General features: G+C 68.8%; 13 protein-coding genes. 3 read left to right on the forward strand and 10 right to left on the reverse strand.

Annotated features, from left to right (window positions below; genetic code table 11):
* Positions 1-107: 107 nt before the first annotated feature.
* Complete coding sequence (locus K206_RS0105400) at positions 108-989, reverse strand: N-formylglutamate amidohydrolase (RefSeq protein WP_020201392.1); 882 nt, start codon at positions 987-989, stop codon at positions 108-110.
* 12 nt (positions 990-1,001) lie between these two features.
* Positions 1,002-1,988 (reverse strand): tripartite tricarboxylate transporter substrate binding protein BugE, encoded by a 987-nt coding sequence (locus K206_RS0105405; RefSeq protein ID WP_029043265.1) that lies wholly within the window; start codon positions 1,986-1,988, stop codon positions 1,002-1,004.
* A 233-nt stretch (positions 1,989-2,221) separates the two neighbouring features.
* Between K206_RS0105405 and gcvA the strand changes: the two genes are divergently transcribed.
* Positions 2,222-3,124: a transcriptional regulator GcvA gene (gene gcvA, locus K206_RS0105410; RefSeq protein ID WP_029043266.1), complete on the forward strand. Its 903-nt coding sequence runs from the start codon at positions 2,222-2,224 to the stop codon at positions 3,122-3,124.
* A 19-nt stretch (positions 3,125-3,143) separates the two neighbouring features.
* Here the strand turns inward: gcvA and K206_RS0105415 are convergent, their stop codons facing one another.
* Genes K206_RS0105415 through K206_RS0105425 form a run of 3 tightly spaced genes read right to left on the reverse strand, consistent with a single transcriptional unit; the run spans position 3,144 to position 5,834 of the window.
* The gene (locus tag K206_RS0105415; RefSeq protein ID WP_020201395.1) at positions 3,144-4,319 is read right to left on the reverse strand and encodes a VWA domain-containing protein; all 1,176 of its coding nucleotides are present in this window, start codon (positions 4,317-4,319) and stop codon (positions 3,144-3,146) included.
* 29 nt (positions 4,320-4,348) lie between these two features.
* Complete coding sequence (locus tag K206_RS0105420) at positions 4,349-4,942, reverse strand: GNAT family N-acetyltransferase (protein ID WP_020201396.1); 594 nt, start codon at positions 4,940-4,942, stop codon at positions 4,349-4,351.
* Between the two features lie 13 nt (positions 4,943-4,955).
* On the reverse strand, positions 4,956-5,834 hold the full coding sequence (locus tag K206_RS0105425) for a MoxR family ATPase (RefSeq protein WP_020201397.1): 879 nt from the start codon (positions 5,832-5,834) through the stop codon (positions 4,956-4,958).
* A gap of 430 nt (positions 5,835-6,264) precedes the next feature.
* Between K206_RS0105425 and K206_RS0105430 the strand changes: the two genes are divergently transcribed.
* The gene (locus tag K206_RS0105430; protein WP_029043267.1) at positions 6,265-6,612 is read left to right on the forward strand and encodes a cytochrome c; all 348 of its coding nucleotides are present in this window, start codon (positions 6,265-6,267) and stop codon (positions 6,610-6,612) included.
* 11 nt (positions 6,613-6,623) lie between these two features.
* Positions 6,624-7,022, forward strand: coding sequence for a c-type cytochrome (locus tag K206_RS0105435; protein ID WP_020201399.1), 399 nt, complete (start codon positions 6,624-6,626; stop codon positions 7,020-7,022).
* A 114-nt stretch (positions 7,023-7,136) separates the two neighbouring features.
* On the opposite strand, the gene K206_RS0105440 is transcribed toward K206_RS0105435, so the two are convergent.
* The 5 genes from K206_RS0105440 to K206_RS37550 all read right to left on the reverse strand — a co-directional run.
* Positions 7,137-8,489, reverse strand: a complete 1,353-nt coding sequence (locus K206_RS0105440; RefSeq protein WP_081651325.1) for a Fic family protein — start codon at positions 8,487-8,489, stop codon at positions 7,137-7,139.
* Positions 8,490-8,746: 257 nt separating this feature from the next.
* On the reverse strand, positions 8,747-9,826 hold the full coding sequence (aroG, locus tag K206_RS0105445) for a 3-deoxy-7-phosphoheptulonate synthase AroG (protein WP_020201401.1): 1,080 nt from the start codon (positions 9,824-9,826) through the stop codon (positions 8,747-8,749).
* A 377-nt stretch (positions 9,827-10,203) separates the two neighbouring features.
* Positions 10,204-11,664 (reverse strand): metalloprotease TldD, encoded by a 1,461-nt coding sequence (gene tldD, locus K206_RS0105450; protein ID WP_020201402.1) that lies wholly within the window; start codon positions 11,662-11,664, stop codon positions 10,204-10,206.
* A 99-nt stretch (positions 11,665-11,763) separates the two neighbouring features.
* Positions 11,764-12,597, reverse strand: coding sequence for a carbon-nitrogen hydrolase family protein (locus K206_RS0105455; RefSeq protein WP_020201403.1), 834 nt, complete (start codon positions 12,595-12,597; stop codon positions 11,764-11,766).
* A 52-nt stretch (positions 12,598-12,649) separates the two neighbouring features.
* Positions 12,650-16,096, reverse strand: a 3,447-nt coding sequence (locus K206_RS37550) for a YhdP family protein (protein ID WP_020201404.1), incomplete at its 5' end; no start/stop codon positions are given.

Here is a 16,096-nt window from a genome sequence, read left to right on the forward strand (position 1 = left end):
TCTACCCTAGGTGCGGTTGCCGCCACGATGCGCCCGGCATGCCGCTTTCCGGGCGTGCCGGCGCGGCTGCGTTGCACAGCCGCGCGGCAGGCCTTGGCCGTGGCGCTTCAGCTTGCCGAGGCGGCCTTGACGAAGACCTTGAGCTCGTCGAGCAGATGGTTGAGGTCGGCCTTGAGCTTGCCGAAGCCGGCGTTGTGCACGAGGCCCGCCTCATCCATGTACAGCTTGCGGTTGACCTCCAGCTGCAGGCTGTGGCGGCGCTGGGCCGGCTGGCCCACCACGCGCACGATCTCCACGCCCTTGTACGGGTGGTTGCGCCAGACGTCGTAGCCCAGGTCCTTGAGCACGGCTTCCACGCGGTCGGTGAAGCGCTTGTCGCAGGTGGTGCCGTCGCGGTCGCCGACCACGAAGTCGGGATGCTGCAGGCCCGGATGCTCGGTGGCGTATTGCGCCGCCTCGCTCGGCATCGAGTGGCAGTTGACGTGCCACGCGCTGCCGTGCCGGGCGATGGCCTGGTCCGACAGTTTCTGCAGCTGCGCGTAGTAGGGCAGGTAATACCGCGCGATGCGCGCCTGCACCTCGGCCACGCTCAGCTTGCGGTCGTAGATGGCTTCGCCGGTATCCAGCACGCGCCATACCAGGCCCTTGCCGAGCCGGGTCTTGGAGGTTTCCTGGCGCGGGCCGGGCCACGGCGCGTCGAGCAGCGCCTCGTCGATTTCCTCGATGCCGCGGTTGGCATCGAGGTAGCTGCGCGGGAAGCCCGCGCACAGCAGCGCGATGCCGCGTGCGGGGGCGTCGGCGTACAGCTCGTCGACGAAGGTGTCCTCGGCCTGGCGCAGCAGCGGCAGCGGCAGCCCGGCGGCGGGCCGGAAGTCGTCCGGGTAGGTGGTGGCGCTGTGCGGCGAATCGAGAAAGAGCGGGCCGCTCTCGCCTTGCGGCAGTTGCAGCAGGTAGGGAGTGAGCCCGGTCTTTCGGTCTGTTTCCGTCATGATGTGCGTCGGTTAATCCAGGGAGATCTTGGCGGCGCCGGCGATGCGCTTGTTCTTCGCCACTTCGCTCTTGATCTGGGCGGCGAACTGCGCCGGGGTGTTGCCGACCGGCACCGCGCCCAGCTTTTCCAGCTTAGCCTTGACTTCGGGCTGCGCAAGCACCTTGACGGTGGCGTCGTGCAGCTTGTTCTGCAGGTCGGCGGGCAGGTTGGCCGGCGCGATCAGGCCGAACCACGAGGCGTCGTTGACTTCGGGCAGGCCGAGCTCGGCGAAGGTCGGCACGTTGGGCAGGGCCGGCACGCGCTTGGGCGCGGCCACCGCCAGCGCGCGCAGCTTGCCGCCTTCGATGAAGGGCAGCGAGGACGGCAGGTTGTCGAACAGCACCTGCACCTGGTTGGCCAGCGCGTCGTTCAGCGCCGGGCCCACGCCCTTGTACGGCACGTGCAGCAGCTCGGTCTTGCTGCTCATCTTGAACAGCTCGCCCATCATGTGCGAGACGCTGCCGTTGCCGGCCGAGCCGTAGGCCAGCTTGTTGGGCTCGGTCTTGGCCAGCGCGATGAAGGACTTCATGTCGGTGGCCTTGACCGCCGGGTTGATGCTCATCACGTTGGGCACCGAGGCCAGGTTGGTGATGGTGGTGAAGTCCTTGGTGGCGTCGTAGGCCAGGCGCGGGTACACGGCCGGGTTGATGCCGTGCGTGGACGCGGTGGCGATGCCCAGCGTGTAGCCGTCCGGCGCGGCCTTGGCCAGGAACGCGGTGCCGATGCTGCCGCCGGCGCCGCCGCGGTTGTCCACCACCACGGCCTGGCCCAGTTGCTGGCCGAGCTTGTCGGCCACGAGGCGCGCCACGATGTCGGTGGTGCCGCCGGCCGGGAACGGCACGACCAGCGTGATGGGCTTGGTCGGGTAGGTGCCCTGGGCCGCGGCCGACAGCGACAGGCCGGCGGCGACGGCGCCGGTGGCGGCGGCAAGAAGGCGGAGCATGTTACGGCGTTGCATGAGTTCGGTTCCTGGTGGGGAGTATGGGGAGACGGAAAGCCAAGAAGCGGCTAGGAAGTGGCTAGGAAGCGGCGAAGAGGTGACGAAGAAGGTGACGGATCGCCGGCAGGGCCGAAACGTCTTGAAAATAAGTCAAAGCGGCTTTCCCCGATTCTGCGCGTTCGTGCACGCGGACCGCAAACGAAATAAAATCGCGGGATCATTCCATTTGGTAGTGAAGTAAGGGGTAATCTATGCGACGCTTGTGTCCGTCGCTGACCGAATTGCAGGCTTTCGAGGCCGCCGCGCGCTACAACAGCTTCACCGTGGCCGCCCGCGAGCTCCACGTGACGCAGGGGGCCGTCAGCAAGCAGGTGCGCAGCCTGGAAGCCTTCCTCGGCGTGGAGCTGTTCGAGCGCGTGCGCCAGCGCCTGATGCTGACCGACGCCGGCCAGCGCTACCTCGACCGTATCCGCCCCAGCCTGACCGAGATCGAGGCCGCCACGGTGGAGCTGATCGCCCGCCAGGGGCGCGGCGGCACTCTCCATATCGCCAGCATGCCCACGCTCGGCGCCAAGTGGCTGATCCCGCGCCTGCCGCAGTTCTTCGAGAAGCATCCCGACGTGAGCCTGGAATTCGTGCCGCATGCGCAGGGCTACGATTTCTCGCAGCCCGACCTCGACGCCGCCATCCGCTTCGGCGACGGCGTGTGGCCGGGCAGCCTGGCCGACTACATGACCGGCCGCGAGGTGCTGCCGGTATGCCGGCCCGGCCTGCTCGCCGGCGAGCCCGACGGCATGGCGCGCCTGCCGGCAGCGCTGCTGCGCTATCCGCTGCTGCACCACACCACGGTGCCCGAGGCGTGGGCCGACTGGTTCGCCGAGCTTGGCGTGGCCACGCGCAAGGCCTGGAGCGGCGCGCGCTTCGACCAGTTCTCGCTGCTCACGCAGGCGGCCATGTCGGGCCTGGGCATCGCGCTGATCCCGCGCTGCCTGATCGAGCAGGAGCTGGCCAGCGGCGCGCTGGTGGTGGCGCACCCGGCCCGCGTGCTGAGCAAGAAGGGCTACTACCTGTGCTATCCCGAGCAGAAACAGCACCTGCCGGCGCTGCAGACGTTCCGCCAGTGGGTGATGGAGGGCGTGGACGTGGTGGCCTGAGGCGGGGCCGGGCGGGCCGCTACTTCGACAGCACCCGCATGGCCTGCTCGAGGCCGTTGAGCGTGACCGGGTACATGCGCGACTTCATGATCTGGCTGATCACCGTCACCGACTGGCGGTACTGCCACAGGCCCTCGGGCTCGGGGTTGAGCCAGACGAAGCGCGGGAACTGCTCGATCAGGCGGTTGAGCCAGACCGCGCCCGCTTCCGGGTTGTTGTATTCCACCGAGCCGCCCGGCTGCAGGATCTCGTACGGGCTCATGGTGGCGTCGCCGACGAAGATCACCTTGTAGTCCGAGCTGTACTTGTGGATCAGGTCCCAGGTGGCGATCTTCTCGGCGTGGCGGCGCCGGTTGTTCTTCCACACGTAGTCGTACACGCAGTTGTGGAAGTAGTAGTACTCGAGGTGCTTGAACTCGGTCTTGGTGGCCGAGAACAGTTCCTCCACGCGCTTGATGTGGTCGTCCATCGAGCCGCCCACGTCGAGCAGCATCAGCACCTTGACCTTGTTGTGGCGCTCCGGGCGCAGCTTGATGTCGAGCAGGCCGGCATTGGCCGCGGTCGCGTGGATGGTGTCGTCGAGGTCGAGCTCGGTCTCCGCGCCTTCGCGCGCGAAACGGCGCAGGCGGCGCAGCGCCACCTTGATGTTGCGCGTGCCGAGCTCGACCTGGTCGTCGTAGTCCTTGTAGGCGCGCGCCTCCCACACCTTGATGGCGGTGCGGTTGCCCTTGGACGGGCCGCCGATGCGGATGCCCTCGGGGTTGTAGCCGCCGTGGCCGAACGGCGAGGTGCCGCCGGTGCCGATCCACTTGTTGCCGCCCTCGTGCTTTTCCTTCTGCTCCTCGAGCAGCTGCTTGAGGCGCTCCATGAGCTTGTCGAGCCCGCCCATCGCTTCGATCTTGGCCTTTTCCTCGGCCGACAGCTCGCGCTCGAGCGTCTTCTGCAGCCAGTCCAGCGGGATGTCGGACTTCCAGTCGACCAGGTTCTCGACGCCCTTGAAATAGGCGGCGAAGGTCTGGTCGAACTTGTCGAAGTGCTTCTCGTCCTTGACCAGCGCCATGCGCGACAGGTAGTAGAACTCGTCGATCGAGGGCGAGATGACGCCGGCCTTGAGCGCCTCGAGCATGGTCAGGTATTCCTTGACCGAGACCGGCAGCTTGGCGTGGCGCAGTGAGAAGAAGAAGTCGATCAGCATGATGCCTCGCTTTCAGTCGGCGCGCGCTGTCAGCGCGGGCGCTCGAGCTGGAACTGCAGGTGTTGGCGCACGGTCGGCCATTCGCTGGCGATGATGGAGAACACCACGGTGTCGCGCAGCGAGCCGTCCGGCATGCGCTGGTGGTTGCGCAGCACGCCGTCCTGCTTGGCGCCGAGCCGCGCGATGGCGGCGCGGCTCTGCTGGTTCATCCAGTGCGTGCGGAACTCCACCGCGATGCAGCCGAGATGGTCGAACGCATGGCCCAGCAGCATCAGCTTGCATTCGGTGTTCAGCGGCGAGCGCTGCACGCGCCGCGCATACCAGGTCGAGCCGATCTCGACGCGCCGGTTGGCCGCGTCGATGTTCATGAAGGTGGTCATGCCGGCCAGCTCGCCGGCGGCGTCGCGCACCGCGAACGGCAGCATCGAGCCCTGTTCCAGCAGGCCCAGGCGCCGCGCGATCTCGGCTTCCATGCGATCGGGCTCGGGCACGCTGGTGTACCAGAGCTTCCACAGCTCGCCGTCGGCCACGGCGGCGCGCAGGCCGTCGGCATGCTCGGGGCGCAGCGGCTCCAGCGTGGCGTGACGGCCCACCAGCGTCACGGGTTTGGCAAAGGCAGTCATGGCGGGTCCGGGTTCAGCGGTTGGCGCGGTTCATGAACACCAGCCGCTCGAACAGGTGCACGTCCTGCTCGTTCTTCAGCAGCGCGCCGTGCAGCGGCGGGATCGCGGCCTTCTTGTCCGGGCTCTTGAGCGCCTCGGGCGGGATGTCCTCGGCCATCAGCAGCTTGAGCCAGTCGATCAGCTCCGAGGTGGAGGGCTTCTTCTTCAGGCCCGGCAGGTTGCGCATCTCGTAGAACGACTCGAGCGCGGCGGCCACCAGCTCGCGCTTGATGCCGGGATAGTGCACGTCGACGATGCGCTGCATGGTCTCGGCGTCGGGGAACTTGATGTAGTGGAAGAAGCAGCGGCGCAGGAAGGCGTCCGGCAGCTCCTTCTCGTTGTTGGAGGTGATGATGACGAGCGGGCGGTGCCTGGCCTTGACCAGCTCGCGCGTCTCGTACACGTAGAACTCCATGCGGTCGATCTCGCGCAGCAGGTCGTTGGGGAATTCGATGTCGGCCTTGTCGATCTCGTCGATCAGCAGCACCACCTGCTGGTCGGCCTCGAACGCCTGCCACAGCACGCCCTTGACGATGTAGTTGCGGATGTCGTGCACGCGGTCGTCGCCGAGCTGCGAGTCGCGCAGGCGCGAGACCGCGTCGTACTCGTACAGGCCCTGCTGCGCCTTGGTGGTCGACTTGATGTGCCATTGCAGCAGTGGCATGCCCAGCGCCGCGGCCACTTCCTCTGCCAGCATGGTCTTGCCGGTGCCGGGCTCGCCCTTGATCAGGAGCGGGCGCTGCAGCGCGCGGGCGGCGTTGACGGCCAGCTTGAGGTCATCGGTGGCAACGTACTGCTGGCTGCCTTCGAAGCGGGTCTGCTGGTTGGGGCTGGCGTTGGTGGTGTTGGACATGAGGCAACCTGATGAGGGGTTCGTGCGTGTCGGAATGGGCCAGTATAAAAGAGCTTTTCCGTTCGTGTATGGCGGCGTGCACCATGCTGGACGCTCGCGTGCAGCCTGCTGTACAATGCGCCGGTTTGACGCGCCCCCCAAAGTCCTATATCTCCACCGTCCGGTTCGTCCGCCCAGTCATGCGCGCGGCCCCTGCCGGGAGGCGGCGTGCGAAGAGATGGTTGCAGAATGAGGCAGGTCCGTGCCCGCTTCGCCTGGCCACTTCCAGGCGTGGACGTCCCGACGAAGGACGCCCGCTGTGCCCGACCCCGCTGGCAGCGCCACATCGAGCCGCAGGCAGATGCGGCTTCCCCGCCGGACCCATTCCGAAGCCATTTCCGACCGGTCGGGCAGGTCTCCCAGGGTTTTACACTTCCAATCAGCTACGACAATGAAAAAGCTCCTCACGATGGTGGTGCTGGGCGCAGCCGCAATGGCTGTGCACGCCCAGGAAGTCAAAGGCAATGTGGATGCAGCCAGGAACAAGGTCGCAATGTGTATCGGATGTCATGGTATTCCCGGATACCGTGCCTCGTTTCCCGAGGTGTACCAGGTGCCGCTGCTGGGAGGCCAGAACGCCAAGTACATCGAGAACGCGCTCAAGGAATACCAGAAGGGCGACCGCAAGCACCCGACCATGCGCGGCATCGCCGCCACGCTGAGCGACCAGGACATCGCCGACGTGGCCGCCTACTACGCGCAGCAGACCTCCGGCACCCAGAATAACAACCAGAAGTGAGGGGACCCTCCATGAATACGCTCAAGACGCTTTCGCTCGCGGCCGGCGCGCTCGTGCTGGGTGGCGCGGCTTTCTCCGCCGCGGCGGCCGACCTCGCCGCCGGCAAGGCACTGGTGGAAAAGGGCAACTGCGTGGCCTGCCACGGCGCCGGCATGAATGCCCCGATCAGCCCGGACTACCCGAAGCTGGCCGGCCAGCACGCCGACTACCTGTACCACGCGCTGGCCGCCTACCAGATCACCACCAACCCGCAGGTGGGCCGCTCGAACGCCATCATGGCCGGGCAGGTCAACGCCAATCCCGCCGTGACCGGCAAGGACGGCAAGCCGCGCCCGTTCACGCGCCAGGAACTGCGCGACATCGCCGCGTACATCGAATCGCTGCCGGGCGGGCTGGTACTGAAGAAGTAAGGACGGCACGCATGCCGTGCCGCCGACAGGCGGGGCGGCGCCCCGGCACACCCTGCCGTTCGGGAATGGCTTCCTGTTTCGCGAAGGCGCCGTCCCGGCGACGACGATATGCCGCTACTGCGGCCGCCCCGCGGCGATCCACTGCCTGGTCTGTCCCGGCGTGAGCCGGTAGCGGGCGCAGTTGTGCAGGTCCAGCGTCCGCAGTTCCTGCGCGAGCATCGGCTGGAAAACCTGCGCATCCTGTTCGGACAACCCCAGCAAGGCCGCGGCTTCGGCGGCCGTCCGTCCATCGCGGACAATATGGCCGATCGTCTCGTTCAAGGCTTCCCGGAAGCGCAGTCGCATCGGGTCGGGAACACCCATCGCCTCGATCTGGACGGCGTATTTCCTGATCGAGCGCCGATAGGCCCATTCGAACAGGTCCGCAGCCAGCGCCACGTCGCGATGCTCGTACACGCCCATCATGGCGCAGGCATAGTCCTGCGCTTCCACATCCAGGAACGACAAGGGCGCGCAGTTGTACAGCATCAGGGGAATATTGGCCGACAGGCGGCTGGTACGCTTGTTGCCGTCCTCGAAGGGCTGCAGATAGGCCAGATTCACCCAGAGGAAGAAGGCCGACTCCACCGGGTTCTTGATCTGCCGCGCCTTCTCCACGATGTGCCCGAACATCTCCTCCAGCAGCGCGGGAGCATGTGCCGGGACGTAAGTGGTGTCGCTGATATTGACCACCTTTTGGCGAATGCTGCCCAGGCCATGGGCGTCCGCCAGCAGGTCTTGCATCAGGATGGCATGCAGGTTTCTGATCAGGGCCGGCGTCAGGCCGTACTCGGGCACCGCATCGACCAGGAATTCGATGGCGGCCTTGTGGTTGAGCAACATGACCGCGTCCAGATCGCTGCCGGCCATGCCGTTCTTGAACAGTTCTTCCGTGGCCAGCAGGGAATAGCGATTGCCCTCCAGACGCGACGAGGACCAGGACAGATCGATGAGCAGGGGCCCCAGCACGTTGCGTGCATAGGTTCCGGCGGGCTGTTGTCCGCGCAGGCGTCCCTCTTCGGCCAGCGCGTGCGCGATGGCTTCGGGCAGGAGGGAACTCTGGTTCGGCACATAACCGTCCACGAAGGCGCGCTGGTAGCCGACTGCCTCGCGCGCGGCCAGCGGCCGCTTCAGCTCGGCCAGCAGCGCTTGGCCTCGCGCGGACAACGAGAAGCCTGGTACAGGTGACAACGCTCGCGGCGCCGCCGGCTGCGACGCCGCGGGCAAGCTCGGCGCCAGCCGGTATCGCGTGGCGCGCGCGCGGCCTTCCCGAATCACGCCGCCGGCGCGCACCAACGTGTCGAGCTGGCGTTTCACCGTGGACCAACTGGCATGAACCCGGTTGGCAAGGTCGCGCGAACTCAGCCAGGGAGACGCTGTTTGCGCCTGCGCCTGCAGCGCTAGAAGGATCTCGTCTTGCACGACCACGGCACACTCCTCGAACCGGCTCGACGGGTTGAATCAGCTCATATTAGCTCAATACAGCTCGAATCGGCTCATCCGGGAGCTCGCATGAGCTGATGGCGGGCTGATTTGTTTCCGTCGGGCCGGGTTTCACGGGCACTTCCGCACCCTGTCGGATCGGTCGTGCGCGCGAGCCAGCCGGGTTCCGGCGCGGGCGTCATGTCGAAGTCAGAAAAAAAGCCGCTGACACCAGCGGCTTTTTCGTTGCGCGCAACCGGCACTCAATTGCCGGTGCCCTTGACCAGCCGGCGCGCCTTGACGGCGTTGGCCAGCGTCTCCAGCACCTTGACCGAGTCGTCCCAGCCGATGCACGCGTCGGTGACCGACTGGCCGTAGGTCAGGGTGTCCACCGGCGTGCCCTGTACGTGGTCCTGGCGGCCCGCCACCAGGTGCGACTCCACCATCACGCCGACGATGCGCTCGTCGCCGCCCGCCACCTGGCGGCCGATGTCCTCGCACACCGGGATCTGGTTCTCGTGCTTCTTGCTGCTGTTGGCGTGCGAGGCGTCGATCATCAGGCGCGCGGCCAGGCCGGACTTGGAGATCGCTTCGCAGGCTTCCTGCACGCTGGCGGCGTCGTAGTTGGGCGTCTTGCCACCGCGCAGGATGATGTGGCAGTCCTCGTTGCCCGAGGTCGACACGATGGCCGAGTGGCCGCCCTTGGTGACCGACAGGAAATGGTGCGGCTGCGAGGCGGCCTTGATGGCGTCCACGGCGATCTTGACGTTGCCGTCGGTGCCGTTCTTGAAGCCCACCGGGCACGACAGTCCGGAGGCCAGCTCGCGGTGCACCTGGCTTTCGGTGGTGCGCGCGCCGATGGCGCCCCAGCTCACCAGGTCGGCGAGGTATTGCGGGCTGATCATGTCGAGGTACTCGGTGCCGGTCGGCACGCCGATCTCGCTGATGTTCAGCAGCAGCTCGCGCGCGATGCGCAGGCCGTCGTTGATCTTGAAGCTGCCGTCCATGTGCGGGTCGTTGATCAGCCCCTTCCAGCCCACCGTGGTGCGCGGCTTCTCGAAATACACCCGCATCACCACTTCCAGCTCGCCGGCGAAGCGATCGCGCTGCACCTTGAGCAGCTTGGCGTATTCGAGCGCGGCGCGGGTGTCGTGGATCGAGCAGGGCCCGATGATGACGATCAGGCGGTCGTCCATGCCGTGCAGGATGCGGTGCATGGCCTGGCGCGCGCCGTAGATCACGTCCGAGGCCTGTTCGGAGCAGGCGAATTCGCGGATCAGGTGCGCCGGCGGCAACAGTTCCTTGAGTTCGCGAATACGCAGGTCGTCGGTGTTCTTCAGCATGATGGCTCCGGGATTTCGTGGGTCGTGGGTTTGGGTGTGTGGGCTAGGGCCTGGGAGCGGGCCGGGATAAAAAAAGCCGCCAGGGTTGCTGGCGGCTTTTTGTGTATCCTCGGGGCGCTTACGATCGTCCCTCTCCATCCGCCAGCGGTGTGAGATCGCTATAAAAGTAAAAGTAAAACTTGGCGGACATGGATCGGATCAGGCTCGGGTGTCGTATGTTCTTTGCGGCAATGCGTCAAGGGATGGCAGGAAATTGCGCGGCGTCCGGTAAATCAGCGGGCCGCGGCAGTTGACCATCGCGCAACGAAGCATCTTTATAGCGCTTTTTGCGGGGCTTGGCAAGCGCCGCGCGCGACACGCGCGGCGCGGCGCCGGGTTCAGGCGGTGCCGCCCACGGTCATGTTCTCGATGCGCAGGGTTGGCTGGCCGACGCCCACCGGCACGCTCTGGCCTTCCTTGCCGCACACGCCCACGCCCGAGTCCAGGCGCATGTCGTTGCCGATCATGGTCACGTCCTTGAGCGATTCCGGGCCGTTGCCGACCAGCGTGGCGCCCTTGACCGGGGCGGTGATCTTGCCGTCCTCGATCAGGTAGGCCTCGCTGGCCGAGAACACGAACTTGCCGTTGGTGATGTCGACCTGGCCGCCGCCGAAGTTCACCGCGTAGAGGCCGCGCTTGACGCTGGCGATGATCTCCTGCGGGTCGCGGTTGCCGTTGAGCATGTAGGTGTTGGTCATGCGCGGCATCGGCAGCGCGGCGTAGCTCTCGCGGCGCGCGTTGCCGGTCACGGGCATCTTCATCAGGCGCGCGTTGAGGGTGTCCTGCATGTAGCCCTTGAGGATGCCGTCCTCGATCAGCGTGGTGCACTGGGTCGGGTTGCCCTCGTCGTCGAGGTTGAGCGAGCCGCGGCGGTTGGCCAGCGTGCCGTCGTCGACCACGGTCACGCCCTTGGCCGCCACGCGCTCGCCCATGCGGCCGGCGAACGCGGACGAGCCCTTGCGGTTGAAGTCGCCTTCCAGGCCGTGGCCGATCGCCTCGTGCAGCAGCACGCCGGGCCAGCCCGGGCCCAGCACCACGGTCATGGCGCCGGCCGGAGCCGGGCGCGCCTCGAGGTTGACCAGCGCCGAGGCGACCGCTTCGTCGACGTACTTGCGCAGCAGCTCGTCGGTGAAATAGCCGTAGGCATAGCGCCCGCCGCCGCCCGAGGAGCCGATCTCGCGGCGGCCGTTCTGCTCGGCGATCACCGTGACCGAGACGCGCACCAGCGGGCGCACGTCGGCGGCGACGACGCCGTCGCTGCGCGCCACCAGCACCACGTCGTACTCACCGGCCAGGCCCGCCATGACCTGCACCACGCGCGGGTCCTTGGCGCGCGCCATGCGCTCCACGCGCTCGAGCAGCGCCACCTTGTCGGCGGCGGCCATCGAGTCGAGCGGGTCGTTGGGCGTGTACAGGCTGCGCCCGCCCTGCGAGGCCAGCTTGCCGGCCACCTTGACGCGGCCGCTGCCGGCGCGGCCGATGGTGCGGGTGGCGGCGCCGGCCTTGAGCAGCGCGTCCAGGCTGATGTCATCCGAGTAGGCGAAGGCGGTCTTGTCGCCGGACACGGCGCGCACGCCCACGCCCTGGTCGATGCTGAAGCTGCCCGACTTGACGATGCCTTCTTCCAGGCTCCACGCCTCGTTGCGGGTGTACTGGAAGTAGAGGTCGGCGTAGTCGACCTTGTGCGTGAAGATGTCCGCCAGCACGCGCTGGAGCTTGGCCTCGTCGAGGCCATAGGGCGCCAGCAGCAGTTGCTGGGCGGTGGCGAGGTTGCGGATTCCGAGGTCGCCGGCGTTCATGGTTTTCCTTTTGTCGTCGTGCCGCGGCGGCGCGCTGGCGCCGCCGCGTGAATGATCTGTGCGCCGCCCGTGGGGCGCGTGGCGGCGCGGCCGTACATGCTACAGCACCCGGTGGCGCAGCGCCGGCAGGTTCTGCCGCACTTCGTCCAGGCGCGCGGGGTCGATCACGCCGCTCACCACGCCTTCGCCTTCGGGCAGCACCGCCATGACCTCGCCCCAGGGATCGACCAGCATCGAATGGCCCCAGGTGCGGCGGCCGTTCTCGTGCTTGCCGCCCTGCGCCGCGGCCAGCACGTAGCACTGGTTCTCGATGGCGCGCGCGCGCAGCAGGATCTCCCAGTGCGCCTGTCCCGTGGTGTAGGTGAAGGCGGCCGGCATCAGAATCAAGCTGGTCTTGCCGCCGGCCGCCAGCTGGCGGTACAGCTCGGGGAAGCGCAGGTCGTAGCAGACCGACATGGCGACGCGGCCGCACGGCGCCTCGAAGCTCACCGGCGTGTCGCCGGCCAGGATGGTGCGCGATTCGTCGTAGCTCTCGGTGCCGCGCGTGAAGCCGAACAGGTGGATCTTGTCGTAGCGCGCCACGCGCTCGCCGCGCGGATCGTAGGCCAGCGAGGTGTTGTAGACGCGCGCCTCGTCCTCGCACCACAGCGGCAGGGTGCCGCCGACCAGCCAGATGCGGTGGCGGCGCGCGGCCTCGGCCAGGAACGACTGGATCGGGCCGTCGCCGTCGCGCTCGCGGATGGCGACCTTGTCGCCCTCGCGCTGGCCCATCATGCAGAAATACTCGGGCAGCAGCACCAGCTCCGCGCCGCCGTGGGCCGCCTGGGCGATCAGCGCGCCGGCGCGGGCCAGGTTGGCCTCGCGCGAGATGCCGCTGACGGTCTGGATCGCGGCCACGCGGAACGGCGTGGCGCCGGGGGCGGTTGCGGTCATGTGCGTTTTCCTTGGTATGGAGAGCCGGCGGCGCCGGTGCGGCCGGCGGGGCCTACGGCAGCGGGTAGACCCGGTTCGAGGTGCCCTGCACGCCGGGCAGGCCGGGCTGGGCATCGGCCTTATTCTCCCCCACTTTGTTGATCTGCGGGTTCGCCCAGCTGCCGCTGATGTGGTAGCGGCGGCTGAAGGCCTTGGAGAACTCGTCGGCGAAGATGAGCTGCGCGGCCAGCGTGCCGATGCCCAGCGCCGGATTGATGAAGGCCGCCGCCACCGAGGCCGAGGTGGCGTTGATGCGCGGCACCACCGTGACCTCCAGGTCCTGGGTCTCGCGCGGCAGGTTGGCGCTGCCCGTCATCGAGGCGCGCAGCTGGCCGCCCCGGAGCTCGAAGTCCTTGGTGCTGGCCACGCCGTTCTCGAGCGTGCCGATGCCGGTGATCTCGTCGAACACCATGCCCTGGCCGGCCACGCCGCGGAAGTCGAAGGTGGCCAGCCGCATCAGCCCCTGCAGGCTGAGCACGCCCAGCAGCTTGGCCGCGCCCGGCTCCACGGCGAGGATCTGGCCGTTGTCGAGCTTGAGCGTCACGCGGCCCGACAGGGTGGGGTAGTCGATCGCCAGCGGCGATCCGCGCCAGCCCACGCGTCCCTCCAGCGTGCCGCGGCCGTCGGCCAGGATGTGCGGCAGGCCCATGCGCTCGAGCACCTGGCCGCCGTTGCGCACGTCGAGCTTGAAATCGAGCAGGGTGCGGCGCTCGGCGCTGGCGCCTTCGCGCAGCCGGCGCGGCATGCGCCAGCTGCCGCTGCCGGTGAAGGTGGCGCCGGGCTGCTCGAGCACCAGGCGCTCCAGCGTCCACACCGGGTCGCCGCCGCTTTCGCTGGCGTGCGCCTTGACCTCGAGCTTGCCGAAGTCGCGCCCGTGCAGCTCGAAGCGGTCGGCCACCAGGTCGAGCGCGGGCAGCTCGTCGGTATTGCCGGCCAGCGTGTCCGCCATGTTGCCGGCGTCGCTGTTGTCGGGGATGTTCAGGCGCGACAGGCGCACCGTCAGCGCGCCGGCCGGCCCGGTGGTGGCGTCGTCGCGCCAGCGCAGCGTGCCGGCGACCTGGCGCGCGTCCACGCGCACGTCCCAGCCGCCGGGCGCGCGGCTGGCTTCCACCGCCGCCTCGTCCAGCTCGCGGCCGAATGCCACCAGCGTGCGCGCGTGCGCGGTGATGCGCTCGGGGAGGAAGGGCGAGGGCGGCGCGGGTGGCGTGGCCGGCGCATTGCCCCGGCCGCCGCTGCTTGCGCCGCTGTTCGCGCCATTATTTGCGCCGTTATTCCCCTTGGCGGCGCCGTCGTCGCCCGCCAGCAGCGCGCGCCACGGGTCGAGGTCGAAGCGGCCGCTGGTCAGCGCGGCGGTGACGCCGCTGGCCGGCTGCGGCGCGGGCTGCTCGATGCCGATGCCGCCGGACACCACCTCCGTGCTTTCGGCGCCGCGCCGCAGCAGGTAGCGCGCGTTGAGCGCATTGCCGTATTGCACCAGCAGTTCCTCGTGGCCGGCGCGCGCGGCGGCCGGGCGCAGTTCCATGCGCAGCGGCACGGCCTGGGCCGCGCTCTTGCCCAGCGGCGCGGGCAGGCCGAGCGCCAGCCCGGCCAGGTCGGAGGTGACGGTGATCTGCGGCTGGTGCTCGCGCACGCCGATCACGGCGCTGTAGGCGGCGCTGCCCTCGGTCTTCTGCGCCAGCGCGGCGAGCGGCGAGCCGGCCAGCAGCTCGCGGATGCCGGGCGCGCCGAGATTGCCGCTGGCCGTCACGCGCACCGTGCCGTCGGGCTGGCTGCCGCCGCCGGCGCGGATCTCGCCGCCGAGCAGGCGCGCGCGCAGGTCGTTGAGCTGGAAGCCGTGCTCGTTGAAGGCGATCACGCCGGTGGTGCCGCCCAGCGGCGGCCATTGCGGGTTCAGCACGACCTCGTTGCCGGGCAGGCGGAACTGGCCGTCCACCTTGGCCGCGTGGGACTCGGTGAGCGGCAGGTCGAGCTTGAGGCGCAGCTCGCCGTTGCCCTGGGCGCGCATCTCGCTGGTCACCTGTCCGGTCCAGTCGCGCACCGGGCTGGCGGCGATGAAGCGCAGGAAGCCCGACATGGTGCCGCTGGCGCCGCCGTCGAGCAGCAGGTGGCCGTGGTCGCTGAGGTCGGCGATGTGGCCGTTGACATCCTGCAGCGCGACGCCGGGCACGCCCTGCACGCCCGCATGCTGGGCCACGAAGGACAGGCCGCCGCGCTCGAACAGCACGCGGCCGCCGATGTCGGTGAAGTTCGGCCACGCCTTGCCGCCGTTGGCGGCGGCCGCGGCGCTGCCGGGCGCCGCGCCGACGTGGGGCGCGATCTGGTAGCTGACGCGCTGGATCGGCACCTCGACGCGGAAATCGCCGGCGCCCTCGTGCGGGCTGTGGAAGGGGAAGTATTCGAGGTCGCCCTTGACCAGGAACTTCACGTCGCTGGCCTCGCCGGCCACCAGCGCGCCGGCCAGGTACTGGCGCGTGGCCGCGGGCAGGCCCAGCGGCAGGTAGCGCGGGATGCGGCCGACCTGGGCGCGGTCCAGCTCGCCGGTCAGGTCGGCGATGCCGCCGTGCCCGTCGCCGCCGGTCTGCCAGGTGCCGCGCACGGTACCCGCGGTGTCCGGGTTGGCGAAGCGCACGCCGTCGGTGCGCACCGCCAGCTTGTTGTTGTCGCGGGTCCAGTGCACTTCGCCGGCGATCTGGTCGAACACCACGCGCGGCTCCTCGAACATGCCGGGCAGCACCAGCGCGGCGTTGCTGCCTTCCAGGCGGGCGCTGCCGCGGCGCTCGTCGAAGTTGAAGCTGCCGGACAGCCGCGAGAAGCCGGGCACGCCCAGGTTGGGCTTGCCGTTCGCGCCGAGCGCGGGGCTGGCCGGCTGCTCGCGCACCGAGACGTTGCGCAGCGTGCCCTGCACGTTGAAATGCGACGCGCCGGCGCGGCGCGTCAGCAGGTTCGGCCGGTCGCGGTTCCAGTTCACGTCCAGGTTGTCGAGATGGCCGGACGGCTGCAGCGCGCGCAGCTGGCGCGACAGGGCGGTGTCGAGCGGCAGCGAGGTGGCCAGCGAGCGTACCGTGTTGAGGTCGAACGTGGGCGCCTTGAGCGAGAACTTGCGCAACTGGCCCTTGTTGTCGGTGGCCCAGCCCACCACCACCTTGCGCATGCCTTCGCGCCAGGCGTTCTCGGCGGGCGCGTCGGAGGCCGCGCCGGCGGGGGCCGCGGCGGCCGGCATGGCAGCGGCTGTGGAGGAGGGAGCCGAGGAGGACGCCAAAGAGGACGTCGACGAGGGCATCGCGGCGGGCGCGGAGGCGGCCACGTCGGCGCGCCCCGGCGGCACGGCCGGGCCCTCGGCCGGCTCGGGCTGCCACAGCAGGGTGTCGATGGTCAGCAGGTGGTCGTGGTCGCGCCCGATGCGGTGCATGACGAAGGCCTGCGCGCTGGCCAGCTTGAGCGGCTCCGGCGCGCCGGCCAG

The organism is Cupriavidus sp. WS, assembly GCF_000395345.1.
GTDB classification, from domain to species: domain Bacteria; phylum Pseudomonadota; class Gammaproteobacteria; order Burkholderiales; family Burkholderiaceae; genus Cupriavidus; species Cupriavidus basilensis_B.

Coding starts and splice junctions, on each gene's coding strand:
- K206_RS0105430 (WP_029043267.1), top strand. CDS start 6,265: ATGAAAAAGCTCCTCACGATGGTGGTGCTGGGCGCAGCCGCAATGGCT.
- K206_RS0105435 (WP_020201399.1), top strand. CDS start 6,624: ATGAATACGCTCAAGACGCTTTCGCTCGCGGCCGGCGCGCTCGTGCTG.
- tldD (WP_020201402.1), bottom strand. CDS start 11,664: ATGAACGCCGGCGACCTCGGAATCCGCAACCTCGCCACCGCCCAGCAA.
- K206_RS0105420 (WP_020201396.1), bottom strand. CDS start 4,942: ATGACTGCCTTTGCCAAACCCGTGACGCTGGTGGGCCGTCACGCCACG.
- K206_RS0105400 (WP_020201392.1), bottom strand. CDS start 989: ATGACGGAAACAGACCGAAAGACCGGGCTCACTCCCTACCTGCTGCAA.
- aroG (WP_020201401.1), bottom strand. CDS start 9,826: ATGCTGAAGAACACCGACGACCTGCGTATTCGCGAACTCAAGGAACTG.
- K206_RS0105425 (WP_020201397.1), bottom strand. CDS start 5,834: ATGTCCAACACCACCAACGCCAGCCCCAACCAGCAGACCCGCTTCGAA.
- K206_RS0105455 (WP_020201403.1), bottom strand. CDS start 12,597: ATGACCGCAACCGCCCCCGGCGCCACGCCGTTCCGCGTGGCCGCGATC.
- K206_RS0105415 (WP_020201395.1), bottom strand. CDS start 4,319: ATGCTGATCGACTTCTTCTTCTCACTGCGCCACGCCAAGCTGCCGGTC.
- gcvA (WP_029043266.1), top strand. CDS start 2,222: ATGCGACGCTTGTGTCCGTCGCTGACCGAATTGCAGGCTTTCGAGGCC.
- K206_RS0105405 (WP_029043265.1), bottom strand. CDS start 1,988: ATGCAACGCCGTAACATGCTCCGCCTTCTTGCCGCCGCCACCGGCGCC.